This window comes from Serinicoccus marinus DSM 15273, assembly GCF_008386315.1.
GTDB lineage: Bacteria > Actinomycetota > Actinomycetes > Actinomycetales > Dermatophilaceae > Ornithinicoccus > Ornithinicoccus marinus.
In genome coordinates this window covers 1,985,741-1,998,703 of record NZ_CP043808.1, presented here as the reverse complement: position 1 = coordinate 1,998,703, position 12,963 = coordinate 1,985,741, and the positions used below count along the sequence as shown (strand labels likewise).

Here is a 12,963-nt window from a genome sequence, read left to right as displayed (position 1 = left end):
GGCGTGAGCGACCCGCTCTTCCTCGTCGACCCTGAGGAGCTCGGGACGGACCGACCGCGGCTGCAGGGCACCGAGGGGCGGCACGCCGCGACCGTGCAGCGCATCACCGCAGGGGAGACGGTGCTGCTGTCCGACGGCCGGGGTCGGGGCGCGCGCTGCCGGGTGCTTGGTGCGGAGCGGTCCGAGCTGCAGCTCGAGGTCGTGGAGCGGTTGGACGAGCCCGAGCCGGCACTGCGCCTGGTGCTCGCCCAGGCGCTCGCCAAGGGCGACCGCGACCTGCAGGCGATCGAGGCCGCGACCGAGCTAGACGTCGACGAGGTGGTGCCGTGGCAGGCCGACCGCAGCGTCGTCCGGTGGCGCGGGGAGCGCGTCGCCAAGTCGTTGCGCCGCTGGGACCAGGCGCTGGCGAGCGCGACCAAGCAGTCGCGACGGCTGCGCCGGCCCGCGCTCGGCCAGCCTGTCGGGCGCACCGGTCTGCTCGACCGGGTCGCGGGGAGCGCACTGACCCTGGTGCTCCACGAGGAGGCGACCCAGCCGCTGGCCTCGGTCGACCTGCCGGACTCCGGGGACCTGCTGCTCGTCGTCGGGCCCGAGGGCGGGATCTCTCCCGAGGAGCTCGACGACCTGGTCGACGCCGGTGCCCGACCGGTCCGTCTGGGGCGGACCGTCCTGCGGACCTCCACCGCCGGCCCGGCGGCGCTCGCCGTGCTCGGCGCCTCGGGCAGGTGGCGGTGAGCAGCAGCGCAAGGACGACGCGGGAGGCGGCTCCCCGCAGCGGGGCGGTCTTCGCCCCGGGCATCCGCAGCGCCTCGGTCGGCGCCACCGTGCTCATCGCGATGTTCGCGCTGGAGTACATCGCCGTCGGCGCCGCCATGCCGACGGTCGCGGAGGCGCTGGACGGCTACCACCTATACAACATGGCCTTCGGCGCCACCGTCGCCCTCAGCGTGGTCGGGATGATCCTCGCGGGCTGGTGGTCCGACCGCTCCGGGCCCCGGCCGGTGGTCGTCGCCGGCGCCGCGGTCTTCTCCGCCGGGCTGCTCGTGGCCGGGCTCGCGCCGACGATGGAGGTCCTCATCGTCGGGCGGGCGCTGCAGGGCCTGGGCAGTGGGCTGGCCTCGGTGGCGATCTACGTCGTCATCGCCCAGCGGGTGCCGGACGGCCTGCGCCCCGCGGTCTTCTCCCTGCTCGCCGCGGCCTGGGTCCTGCCCGGTCTCGCCGGTCCGCTGCTGACCGGGACCCTGGTCGAGCACCTGTCCTGGCGGTGGGTCTTCCTCGGCGTGGTGCCCGTGGTCCTGCTGTCGGTCTGGGTCCTCCGCCCGGCGCTGCGCGCCACCTACCCCGGTGACGACGCGGGCTACCTGCGCGGCTCCGTCATCGGCTGGGCGGTGGTCGCCGCGCTCGGCGTGGGTCTGCTCAACCTCGCCGGCGACCGGCTCAGTCGCTGGGAGTATGCCGTCGGCGCGGTCGTCCTGGTCCTGCTGGTCCTGGCGGCCCGCCGCCTGCTGCCGCGGGGCACGCTCTCGCTGCGGCGGGGGCTGCCCTCGGTGGTCGGTGTGCGCGCGGCCCTCGGCGGGTCGTTCATCGCGGCCGAGGCCTACCTGCCGCTCATGCTGCGCGACGAGCACGGCTACAGCCCGGCGCAGGCGGGTGCCGTGCTCGCCGTCGCGTCGTGCACCTGGGCGCTCGGATCGTGGGGCCAGGCGCGCGTCGGCCCGGGCCGCGACCGCTATCGGCTCATGGTCGCGGGCACGCTGCTGTATGCCGTCCTCATGGTGCTCCTGGCCGTGTCCGTGTCGGCCTCGTGGCCCGGGTGGGCGGTCATCGCGCTCTACGGTCTCGCCACGCTCGGGGTGGGGATCGCCTACCCGACCACCTCGCTGCTGACGATGCGGCTGTCGCCGGAGGCCGAGATCGGGCGCAACTCCTCCTCGTTGCAGGTGGGAGAAGCGCTGACCAGTGCCTTCGTCCTGGCGGTCACCGGTGTCGTCTTCGGCGTCTCGTACGCCACCGCCCCCCACACCGCCTTCGTCGGCACCCTGGTCGTCGCGGTCGCGGTCGGGCTGCTCTCGGTGGGCAGCGCGCTGCGGGCCCGTCCCGCGGACCCGGCGCCTGTCCGTGCCGCCGTCTAGACTGGGATCCCTCATGACGCAGACCGATCCGACCGCCGCACCGCAGCCCACGCATACCGTCGTCATCCCCGACGAGGTCCCGATGGTGACCCTTCTCGGTCCCCGCGACGAGCTCCTGCGCACCGTCGAGCGCGCCTTCCCCAAGGTCGACGTGCACGTGCGCGGCAACGAGTTCCGGCTCACCGGCGACTCCGCCGAGCTGGCGCTGGTCGAGCGCCTCGTCGACGAGCTGCTCGCGATCGTGGGGCGCGGGCAGCCGCTCAACCGGACGCGCCGTCGAGCGCAGCATCGGCATGCTGCGGACGGCGACCTCGGACCGGCCGGCCGACGTGCTGACGATGAACATCGTGTCCAACCGGGGCAAGACCATCCGGCCCAAGACGCTCAACCAGAAGCACTACGTCGAGGCGATCGACGCGCACACCATCGTCTTCGGGCTCGGCCCGGCCGGCACCGGCAAGACCTACCTCGCGATGGCCAAGGCCGTGGCGGCGCTGCAGGCCAAGGAGGTCAACCGGATCATCCTCACCCGCCCCGCGGTCGAGGCGGGGGAGCGACTGGGCTTCCTGCCCGGCACCCTCACCGACAAGATCGACCCCTACCTGCGGCCGCTCTACGACGCGCTGCACGACATGGTCGACAGCGACTCGATGTCGAAGCTCATGGCGGCCGGGACCATCGAGGTCGCGCCGCTGGCCTACATGCGGGGGCGCTCGCTCAACGACGCCTTCATCATCCTCGACGAGGCGCAGAACACCTCGCCCGAGCAGATGAAGATGTTCCTCACCCGGCTGGGCTTCGGCTCCAAGATGGTCGTCACCGGTGACACCACCCAGGTCGACCTGCCGGGCGGCACCCGGTCCGGGTTGCGGGTGGTCCAGGACATCCTGGCCGACGTCGATGACATCCACTTCTCGCACCTGACCAGCCAGGACGTCGTGCGGCACCGGCTGGTCAGCGACATCGTCGATGCCTACGGCCGCTTCGACGACCGGGCGCGCCGCGCCGGCTCCCGGCGCGAGGCACGGGTTACGCCCCGTCCTGAACCCGGGCCGGAAGAGGGCAGCGGATGATCGAGGTCCTCAACGAGTCCGGGGAGATCCCCTCACCGGTCCCGGAGAGCGAGCTGGCCGACCTCGGACGTCACGTCCTGGACCAGCTGCGGGTCAACCCTCGCGTGGAGCTGACCATCACGCTCGTCGACGAGGACACGATGGCCAACCTGCACGAGCGGTGGATGGACCTGCCCGGCCCGACCGACGTCATGAGCTTCCCCATGGACGAGCTGCGTCCGGGAGGTCGCGGGTCGAGCCACGGCGACGGCGAGGGTGAGCCTGGCGGGGTGCTGGGGGACGTGGTGCTCTGCCCGTCGGTCGCCCGGAAGCAGGCGACGCAGGCCGGGCACGCCGTGGGTGACGAGATGCTGCTGCTCACCACGCACGGCATCCTGCACCTGCTCGGCTTCGACCACGCCGAGGAGGCGGAGCGGCGCGAGATGTTCGACCTGCAGCGCACCCTGCTGCTCACCTTCCTGGCCCACCGGGGTCGCACCACCCGGGCGGCGGACGACGACGTGGTGGGCCAGGCGTGACCACGCTGGTCCTGGTGGCACTGGTGACCACCGTGATCGCCTTCCTGCTCACGGCGGGGGAGACAGCCCTGCAGCGCGTGACCCTCCGCCGGGTGGAGCAGCTCCTCGACGAGGGGCGCTCGGGGGCGCGGGCGCTGCTGCGGATCAGCGCCGACCCGGCCCCCTACCTCGCCGTCGCGGCCTTCGTGCGGGTGGCCGCCGAGGCGGCGACCGCCGTCATGGTGACGGTGGCGGTCGACGTGCTCACCGACTCCCACCTGCAGACCGCGCTCATCGCGATCGCGATCATGTCGGTGCTCACCTTCGTCGTCGTGGGCGTCTCGCCGCGCACCCTCGGCCGGCAGCACACCGAGTCGGTGGCCCTGGTCGCCGCGCCGGTGGTCCGGCTGCTGCGCCTCTTCCTCGGCCCGGTCGCTAAGCTGCTCGTCGTCTTCGGCAACGCCGTGACGCCGGGACGCGGGTATACCGAGGGGCCGTTCGCGACCGAGACCGAGCTGCGCGAGCTCGTCGACCTGGCGGGGGAGTCCTCGGTCATCGAGGACGACGAGCGGGAGATGATCCACTCGATCTTCGAGCTGGGCGACACCGTCGCCCGCGAGGTGATGGTGCCGCGCCCGGACCTCGTGACCATCAAGGCCGAGAAGGTGCTGCGGCAGGCGATGTCGCTGCTGCTGCGCTCCGGGTTCTCCCGGGTGCCCGTGGTCGGCGAGGACACCGACGACGTGCTCGGGATGCTCTACTTCAAGGACGTGGCGCGGGCGGTCAACAGCCGAGCCGCGTCCGCGGACGCCGTGCCGGTCACCGAGGTGATGCGGCCGGTGCAGCGGATCCCGGAGATGAAGCGGGTCGACGACCTGCTCAAGGAGATGCAGCAGGGCCGGCAGCACGTCGCCGTGGTCATCGACGAGTACGGCGGCACGGCAGGGTTGATCACCATCGAGGACATCGTCGAGGAGATCGTGGGGGAGATCACCGACGAGTACGACCGCGACAGCGTCGAGGTGGAGGAGGTCGTCGACGAGGACGGGACGACCCGCACCCGCGTCCCGGCGAACCTGCCGGTGGACGACCTCGCCGAGATGTTCGACGTCGAGATCGAGACCGAGGACGTCGACTCGGTGGGTGGGCTGCTCGCGACCGCCATCGGGATGGTGCCCATCCAGGGTGCGGTCGGCGAGTTCGCCGGTCTGGAGCTGACCGCCGAGCGCATGGCCGGTCGTCGGCGGCGGGTGGCGACGGTCCTGGTCCGCCGGGTTCCCGAGCCGGAGGCCATCGACGACGGCCACGACGATGAGGCCGACGAGGACGACGGCAGCGACCGCGCGGCTGCGACCAGGCGTGGCGAGGGTCACGAGGCAGAGGCCGTCCGTCCTCGCGACCGCGACCGCCCTCGACACCGTGATCGCGACAGAGACCGCCACGACGACGAGGTGAGCACCCGTGTCCGCTGAGCAGACGGCATACCGCGCGGGCTTCGCCTCGCTCGTCGGCCGACCCAACGCCGGGAAGTCGACGCTGACCAACGCGCTCGTCGGGAGCAAGGTCGCGATCACCTCCTCCAAGCCGCAGACCACGCGGCACGCGATCCGCGGCATCCGCACCACCGACAGCTCGCAGCTGATCCACGTCGACACCCCGGGCCTGCACCGCCCGCGCTCGCTGCTGGGGCAGCGGCTCAACGACCTGGTGCGCGAGACCCTGCTGTCGGTGGACGTCATCGGGTTCTGCCTGCCCAGCGACCAGCGGGTCGGACCCGGCGACACCTTCATCGCGCGCGATCTCGCCGACCTGCACCGGGTCCGGAAGGTGCCCGTGATCGCCATCGCGACCAAGGCCGACACGGTGAGCCGGGACCGGCTGGCCGAGCACCTCGTCGCGATCGACGGTCTCGGCGACTGGGACGCGATCATTCCGTGCTCGGCCACCGGCGGCGACCAGGTCGAGGAGGTTGCCGACCTGCTCGCGGCCCACCTGCCGGTCTCGCCCCCGCTCTACCCCGCCGACCAGATCACCGACGAGACGACCGTGGTGCAGATCGCCGAGCTGGTCCGGGAGGCCGCGCTCGAGGGGGTGCGCGACGAGCTCCCGCACAGCCTGGCCGTGCAGGTCGAGGAGATCGTGCCGCGCGAGGACCGCCCGGAGGACTCCCCGCTGTCGGACGTGCGCGTCAACGTCTTCGTCGAGCGGTCCAGCCAGAAGGCGATCATCATCGGCCGTGGCGGCTCACGGCTGCGCGAGGTCGGCACCGAGGCCCGGCGCGGCATCGAGGACCTGCTCGGCCACCGCGTGCACCTCGACCTGCACGTCAAGGTGGCCAAGGACTGGCAGCGCGACCCCAAGGCCCGGACCGGCTCGGCTTCTGAGCCGGGGTGGGCTCACACCGGGGTGAGTCGTGCGCTCAGCCCCGCGTGGGGTAGGGCTCGTCCCGTCCCGGAGGGATGAGCCGGGTCTGCTCACCGCACGCGGTGCAGCGATAGGTGAACCGGACGGTCATGCCGTGCCACTGGTCCTCCACGACAGGGCCCTCGCCGGGGTCGTCGGCGATGCGCTCGAAGTCGAGGCCGTCGCATCGCGCGCAGCGTGCCCGGTGTGAGGTGGTCATCGATCAGCACCGGTCCGTCGGGTCGGCCTCCCGGCCGACGGTGGCCCGCGGCGGGCGTGCCGCACGGACGGCGTCACCCTGTTGCTCGCTGCTCACGCCGCCATCGTGCCCCAGGTCGGCATCCGCCGCGCGGCGCGGCGTCTACCTCGGCCGACCCCGGGACGCGACATCGGCATACCTGCGCCCCTGGTCGCGATCCGTGGCAGAGTGACGCCTATGAAGAAGCTCCTGAACGACCCCGCCGACGTGGTCGTCGAGGCGCTGGCGGGGATGGCGGCCGCCCACCCCGACCAGCTGCGCGTCGACCTCGACCACAAGCTCGTGCTCCGGGCCGACGCGCCGGTCTCCGGCAAGGTCGCCCTCGTCTCCGGCGGCGGCTCCGGCCACGAGCCGCTGCACGGCGGCTTCGTCGGTCGCGGCATGCTCTCCGCCGCCTGCGCCGGGGAGGTCTTCACGTCGCCGGTCCCCGACCAGATCCTCGCCGCCACGACCGCCGTCGACGGCGGCGCCGGGGTGCTGCACGTCGTCAAGAACTACACCGGCGACGTCATGAACTTCGAGATGGCCGCCGAGCTGGCCGGCGAGTCCGGCATCCAGGTGGAGGCTGTCGTCACCGACGACGACGTCGCCGTGCAGGACAGCCTCTACACCGCCGGGCGGCGCGGCGTCGGCGTGACGGTGCTGCTGGAGAAGATCGTCGGGGCCGCTGCCGAGGAGGGGCAGGACCTGGCGTCCTGCGCCGCCCTGGCCCGTCGGGTCAACGAGCAGGGACGCTCCATGGGGATCGCGCTGACCTCGTGCACCGTTCCCGCTGCGGGGAAGCCCACCTTCGAGCTCGCCGACGACGAGATGGAGATCGGGATCGGGATCCACGGCGAGCCGGGCCGGTCCACGGAGAAGCTCGCGCCCGCCCGGGACATCGCCGCACGACTGGTCGAGCCGGTGGTCTCGGATCTGTCGCTGGAGCGTGGCGAGCAGGTGATCGCCTTCGTCAACGGCATGGGCGGCACCCCGCTGCTCGAGCTCTACCTCATGTACGGCGAGGTGCAGCGCCTCCTGGACGACGCGGGGATCGAGGTGGCCCGGTCGCTCGTCGGCAACTACATCACCTCGCTGGAGATGGCGGGGTGCTCAGTCACGCTGCTGCGCGCCGACGAGGAGATGACGCGCCTGTGGGACGCTCCTGTGGACACTCCCGGCCTGCGATGGGGAGGATGAGCACATGGCTGACCTGAACTCATTCCAGGCGTGGATCGCCGCCTGCGCCGCAGGCATCGACGAGCGCGCCGACGACCTGACCGAGCTCGACCGTGCCATCGGCGACGCCGACCACGGCAGCAACATGAGGCGCGGCTTCGGCGCCTGTGCCCAGCTCGCCGAGCAGGAGGACTTCACGAGCGTGGACGCCTACCTGAAGAAGGTCGGCATGACGCTCGTGAGCACCGTCGGCGGCGCCTCCGGCCCGCTCTACGGCACCTTCTTCCTGCGTCTCGCCGGGCCGTTGGCCTCCAGCGACGACATCGGTCCCCGTGAGTTCGGGCAGGCCCTGCGGGCAGGGGTCGAGGGCATCGTGGCGCGCGGCAAGGCCGAGGCGGGCGACAAGACCATGTATGACGCGCTGGCACCCGCGCTGGAGGCCTTCGACGAGACCTCGGCCACCGGCGCCGGGCTGGGGGAGTCGCTGCAGGCGGCCGCCCAGGCCGCCGCAGAGGGCCGGGACGCGACCGAGCCGATGATCGCGCGCAAGGGTCGCGCCTCCTATCTCGGCGAGCGCAGCGCCGGACACCAGGACCCCGGCGCCACCAGCGCCACCGTGCTCATCGAGGCCGCCGCGCAGACCCTGTCGTGAGCGCCTCCCGATGATCTCGCTGGTCGTCGTCTCGCACAGCCGCCCCCTGGCGCGGGCGGCGGCGGCGCTCGCCGCGGAGATGAGCTCGGCCGAGGGGCCCGCCGTCGAGGTCGCCGCCGGGCTGGACGAGGACACGACCGGCACCGACGCCCTCGCCATCTCCGAGGCAGTCACCCGTGCCGACGCCGCGAGCGGCGGCGAGGGCGTGCTCGTCCTGCTCGACCTCGGCAGCGCGGTGTTGTCCGGCGAGATGGCCCTCGAGATGCTCGAGCCCGAGGTGGCCGAGCGGGTGCGGCTCAGCGCCGCGCCGCTCGTCGAGGGGCTCATCGCCGCCGTGGTCGCCGCCGGCACCGGGGCGGACCTCGACGCCTGCGCCGCCGAGGCGGTCCGGGGTCTCGACGCGAAGCGCACCCACCTCGGCGAGCCCGGCGCGGCGGATCAGACGCCGGGCGACGCCCAGGGCGAGGCCGCGGACGACCCCTGCGAGTGGGACTGCATCGAGGTGTCGGTGACCGGTGAGCACGGGCTCCACGCCCGCCCGGCCGCACGGCTCGTCACGACGGCCGGAACCGTGTCGCCGGGCACCCGGGTGCGGGTGCGCAACCAGACCATCGGCACCGGGCCGGTCGACGCGCTCAGCCTGAGCGGGGTGGCGACGCTCGGGGCACAGCAGGGACACGTGCTGCGGGTGGAGGCCACCGGCGAAGAGGCCGAGCAGGTCCTCGCGCAGATCGCCGAGCTCGCCCGCACCGCCTTCGGGGACGAGCCCGGACCCGCCGAGCCGATGGCCGATGTGGAGACGCCCGCACCGGCGGTCTCCGAGGAGCCGGGGGTGGCCGGGTCCGGGCTGGAGGCGGCCATGGGGCCGGCCGTGCTCGACCAGACCGTGCCGGAGCCGCGCGATCTGGAGACGGGATCTCCCGCGGAGGAGCGGGGGCGGCTGGGCGAGGCCGTGGACGCGGCATTCGAGCGGCTGCGCGAGCTGGCGGGCCACGCCCGGCGCCACCTGGGCCAGGGACAGGCGGAAGTCTTCGACGCGCACGCGACCCTGCTGCGCGACCCCGAGCTCAGCGCGGACGCCGACCGGCGCATCGGGGAGGGCCGCCCGGCAGCACTGGCCTGGCAGGACGCGGTCGACGCCGTGGCGGACAGGTTCGAGCGGCTGCCGGACGCCTACCTGCAGGAGCGGGCGCAGGACGTGCGGAGCATCGGGGAGCGCGTGATGCGTCTCCTGCTGGGGGTCACCGAGCCCGAGTCGCTGGGCGAGGGGATCCTCGTCGTCGACGAGCTGGATCCCGCACTCGCCATCTCGCTGGACGCGGCCGAGATCCAGGGGGTGGTGACCCGACGCGGGGGCGGACTGGGTCACGGCGTGCTCATCGCGCGGGCCCGTGGCGTCCCGGTGCTCACCGGGGTGGGGGACCGGGCGGCCGTGACAGCGGGCACGATGATCGCCTTCGACGTGCGCTCCGGGCGGCTCGAGATCGACCCGCCGGCCGAGGTCCAGGCGGCCTTCGGCGACATGCTGGACCGGCGCCGCCGCGAGCGCGAGCGCGCCCTGGCCGACGCCCACCTGCCGGCCCTGACCAGGGACGGGGCCAGGGTGGCAGTGAAGGCCAACGTCTCATCGGTGGCCACCGCCCGCCTCGGAGCGGGGCTCGGCGCGCAGGGGTCGGGGCTGGTGCGGACCGAGGCCGTCTTCGCCCAGTGGCACCGGGCGCCGACCGTCGAGCAGCAGGTGGAGGTCTACACCGCCATGGCGGAGGCCTTCGCACCGCACCCGGTGACCGTGCGCACGTGGGACGTCGGCGGCGACAAGCCGCTGGACTTCATCCCCGTCGCCGAGGAGGCCAACCCTTTCCTCGGGGTCCGGGGCATCCGCGCCTTCCGTGACGACCCAGGTCTCCTGCTGGACCAGCTCGAGGCGCTGTGCCGGGTGGCGCGGACCCACCGGATCAACGTGCTCTTCCCCATGGTCACCTCGGTCGACGATGTCGACTGGTCCCGGGCCCGCCTCCAGGAGGCCGCGCGTCGCGTCGGTCTGTCCGCCCCGCCGCACCAGCTCGGGGTCGGCATCATGGTCGAGGTCCCGGCGGTCGCGGTGCGGCTCACGCGGCTCGCCCGGGGGCTGGACTTCGTCTCGATCGGCACCAACGACCTGAGCCAGTACACCCTCGCCGCGGAGCGCGGCAACCCTGCAGTGAGCAGGTGGTCGGACGCGCTGGACCCCGCGCTGCTCCAGCTCGTGCGCTACATCTGCGACCGTGCGCCCCAGGGCGTCGTCGTCAGCGTCTGCGGAGAGCTCGCCAGCGACCCGGACGTCGCCGGGTTGCTCGTCGGCCTCGGGGTGCGCGAGCTCAGCGCCTCGCCGAGCGCGGTGCCCACCGTGAAGGCCCGGCTGCGGACCGTGTCACTGCGGGAGCTGCAGGACCTCGCCGCCGGTGCCGTCGCGGCCCGCGACGCCGCCGCGGTGCGTGAGCTCCTGCTCACCCCTCCCTGAGACCTCTCAGCGGACCCCGCGGGGGCGGAACTGGATGCTGATGCGAGGGCCCACCGGGGTGGTCGTCTTCGGCACACAGTGGTCCCAGGTGCGCTGGCACGACCCGCCCATGACGAGCAGGTCGCCGTGGCCGAGGACGTGCCGGATGCTGGCGCCGCCGCCCCGCGGCCGCAGGAGCAGCGCCCGGGGTGCGCCGAGCGAGACGATCGCGACCATCGTGTCCTGGTCCTTGCTGCGCCCGATCCGGTCCCCGTGCCAGGCCACGCTGTCGCGGCCGTCGCGGTAGAGGCACATCCCGGCCGAGACGAAGGGCTCGCCGAGCTCGTCGGCATACCTCGTGCTGAGGTCCACCCGGGCCCGCTCCAGCACCGGGTCCGGGAGCCGCTCGCCCTCGCGGTAGAAGCGCAGCAGCCGTGGCGTGGTCACCTGCTTGTCCCACATCTGGCGCTCCTCCCCGTGCCACGCCACGCCCGCGGGACCGCCGAGCGCGAGCCGGGTGAAGAGCTCGTCGGAGCCGGTCAGCCACCCCGGCCGGACGTCGACCCAGGCGCCGTGGTCGAGCCGGGTGCGCCGCAGCGCCTCCAGCGGGCGGAGGCCGACCTCGTCGACCTGGTCCAGCAGCGAACCCTGCAGCATCATCACCTCAGCATAGAACACGTGTTCGATCTGCGCCAGGGATCGGGCGGTGTGCCGCGCCGACCGCCGCCGGGGGCGTGGTGGGACACTGGGGTATGCCCACCTACCGTGACGCCGCGATCGTGCTGCGCACCTACAAGCTGGGCGAGGCCGACCGGATCGTCATCCTGCTCGGACGCACCCGGGGCCGCATCCGTGCCGTCGCCAAGGGCGTCCGGCGCACGTCGAGCAAGTTCGGCGCGCGGCTCGAGCCGGGGATGGTCGTCGACGTGCAGTGCTACGAGGGCCGCAGCCTCGACACCATCACCCAGGCCGACGGGCTGGCGCCCTACGGCGACACGATCTCCCGCGACTACCCCTCCTGGACCGCGGCCAGCGTCATGCTGGAGACCTGCGAGCAGCTGACGGAGGAGGGCACGCCCGCGCTGCAGCACTTCCGGCTGCTCGCCGGTGGGCTCGCCGCGCTCGCGGGGGGCGAGCACGACCCGCGCCTCGTGCTCGACTCCTACCTGCTGCGTGCGCTGGCGATCGCCGGGTGGCGCGCCAGCTTCGCCGACTGCGCCCGCTGCGGCATGACCGGCCCGCACCGCGCCTTCCACGTGCCCTCGGGCGGGGTCGTGTGCCCGGTCTGCCGGCCACCGGGGTCCACCGCCCCGGCTCCGGAGACCCTCGCCCTGCTGGGGGCGCTGTTCACCAGCGACTGGACCGTCGCCGACGCCAGCCAGAGCAGGCACCGGGGCGAGGCGAGCGGGCTGGTCGCGGCATACCTGCAGTGGCACCTGGAACGCGGCGTGCGCTCGCTGCGCCACCTGGAGCGGACCCCGTGAGCACGCGGGAGCCGCGGCGGCCCTTCCCGCACCCGTCGGGCGCGACACCGCCCCCCGTCCCGCGCGACCTGGTGCCCCGGCACGTGGCGGTCGTCATGGACGGCAACGGGAGGTGGGCCAACCAGCGCGGCCTCAAGCGCACCCAGGGGCACGAGGCCGGGGAGGCCGCGCTGCTCGACGTCATCGCCGGGGCCATCGAGATCGGCGTCACCTGCATCAGCGCCTACGCCTTCTCCACCGAGAACTGGCGCCGCAGCCCCGACGAGGTGCGCTTCCTCATGGGCTTCAACCGCGCCGTGATCCACCGGCGCCGCCAGGAGCTCGACTCCTGGGGGGTGCGCGTCCTCTGGTCCGGTCGACGGCCGCGGCTGTGGCGCTCGGTCATCTCCGAGCTGGAGTCGGCGGAGCGGCAGACGCGCGACAACGACGTCATCACGCTCAACTTCTGCGTCAACTACGGCGGGCGGGCCGAGCTCGGCGACGCGGTCCGCAGGATCGGCGAGGACGTCAAGGCCGGCAGGCTCTCGCCGCGCGGCATCGACGAGCGCACGATCGGCCGCTACCTCTACCACCCCGAGGTCCCCGACGTGGACCTCTTCCTGCGCAGCTCCGGCGAGCAGCGCACCTCCAACTTCCTGCTGTGGCAGAGCGCCTACGCCGAGATGGTCTTCCAGGACGTGCTCTGGCCGGACTACGACCGGCGCGACCTGTGGGGCGCGATCGAGCAGTATGCCGCGCGCGACCGGCGTTACGGCGGCGCGGTGGATGCCCCCGGCGACTCGGGGTCCTGATCCGCGCGGCCCAGGGAGGCGCTGGGGAGGTCGGG

At 73.4% G+C, this 12,963-nt stretch carries 11 protein-coding genes and 2 pseudogenes; 11 read left to right on the top strand and 2 right to left on the bottom strand.

The genetic code is table 11. The annotated features are described in order from the left end of the window. The first annotated feature begins 3 nt into the window (after positions 1 to 3). From FU792_RS09410 to era, 6 genes and pseudogenes are all read left to right on the top strand, one after another. On the top strand, positions 4 to 735 hold the full coding sequence (locus FU792_RS09410) for a 16S rRNA (uracil(1498)-N(3))-methyltransferase (RefSeq protein WP_022925629.1): 732 nt from the start codon (positions 4 to 6) through the stop codon (positions 733 to 735). Continuing rightward, positions 732 to 2,132: an MFS transporter gene (locus FU792_RS09405; protein WP_022925628.1), complete on the top strand. Its 1,401-nt coding sequence runs from the start codon at positions 732 to 734 to the stop codon at positions 2,130 to 2,132. Before FU792_RS09410 ends, FU792_RS09405 begins: the two co-directional genes overlap by 4 nt. 13 nt (positions 2,133 to 2,145) lie before the next feature. Continuing rightward, positions 2,146 to 3,205: pseudogene (locus FU792_RS09400) on the top strand (PhoH family protein). Further along, positions 3,202 to 3,723 (top strand): rRNA maturation RNase YbeY, encoded by a 522-nt coding sequence (ybeY, locus tag FU792_RS09395; RefSeq protein ID WP_022925626.1) that lies wholly within the window; start codon positions 3,202 to 3,204, stop codon positions 3,721 to 3,723. The pseudogene FU792_RS09400 and the gene ybeY overlap by 4 nt, the downstream one beginning before the upstream one ends. After that, entirely contained in the window at positions 3,720 to 5,174 is a 1,455-nt protein-coding gene (locus tag FU792_RS09390) for a hemolysin family protein (RefSeq protein WP_022925625.1), read from the top strand. Before ybeY ends, FU792_RS09390 begins: the two co-directional genes overlap by 4 nt. Further along, a pseudogene (era, locus tag FU792_RS09385) lies at positions 5,164 to 6,086 on the top strand (GTPase Era). The gene FU792_RS09390 and the pseudogene era overlap by 11 nt, the downstream one beginning before the upstream one ends. Positions 6,087 to 6,121: 35 nt before the next feature. Here the strand turns inward: era and FU792_RS19215 are convergent. After that, on the bottom strand, positions 6,122 to 6,325 hold the full coding sequence (locus FU792_RS19215) for a hypothetical protein (protein WP_022925623.1): 204 nt from the start codon (positions 6,323 to 6,325) through the stop codon (positions 6,122 to 6,124). 216 nt (positions 6,326 to 6,541) lie between these two features. Here FU792_RS19215 and dhaK point away from each other — a divergent pair, with 216 nt between their 5' ends. Genes dhaK through ptsP form a run of 3 tightly spaced genes read left to right on the top strand, consistent with a single transcriptional unit; the run spans position 6,542 to position 10,674 of the window. Then, on the top strand, positions 6,542 to 7,543 hold the full coding sequence (dhaK, locus tag FU792_RS09375) for a dihydroxyacetone kinase subunit DhaK (RefSeq protein WP_022925622.1): 1,002 nt from the start codon (positions 6,542 to 6,544) through the stop codon (positions 7,541 to 7,543). 4 nt (positions 7,544 to 7,547) lie between these two features. Beyond that, the gene (gene dhaL / locus FU792_RS09370; protein WP_022925621.1) at positions 7,548 to 8,174 is read left to right on the top strand and encodes a dihydroxyacetone kinase subunit DhaL; all 627 of its coding nucleotides are present in this window, start codon (positions 7,548 to 7,550) and stop codon (positions 8,172 to 8,174) included. A gap of 10 nt (positions 8,175 to 8,184) precedes the next feature. Next, positions 8,185 to 10,674 (top strand): phosphoenolpyruvate--protein phosphotransferase, encoded by a 2,490-nt coding sequence (ptsP, locus tag FU792_RS09365; protein WP_022925620.1) that lies wholly within the window; start codon positions 8,185 to 8,187, stop codon positions 10,672 to 10,674. Positions 10,675 to 10,680: 6 nt separating this feature from the next. Here ptsP and FU792_RS09360 read toward each other — a convergent pair whose 3' ends face one another. After that, positions 10,681 to 11,313: an alpha-ketoglutarate-dependent dioxygenase AlkB gene (locus FU792_RS09360; RefSeq protein WP_028131128.1), complete on the bottom strand. Its 633-nt coding sequence runs from the start codon at positions 11,311 to 11,313 to the stop codon at positions 10,681 to 10,683. Positions 11,314 to 11,405: 92 nt separating this feature from the next. On the opposite strand from FU792_RS09360, the gene recO reads away from it, so the two are divergent. After that, positions 11,406 to 12,137, top strand: coding sequence for a DNA repair protein RecO (gene recO / locus FU792_RS09355; RefSeq protein ID WP_022925618.1), 732 nt, complete (start codon positions 11,406 to 11,408; stop codon positions 12,135 to 12,137). Then, on the top strand, positions 12,134 to 12,928 hold the full coding sequence (locus tag FU792_RS09350) for an isoprenyl transferase (protein WP_022925617.1): 795 nt from the start codon (positions 12,134 to 12,136) through the stop codon (positions 12,926 to 12,928). The genes recO and FU792_RS09350 overlap by 4 nt, the downstream gene beginning before the upstream one ends. Positions 12,929 to 12,963 lie beyond the last annotated feature (35 nt).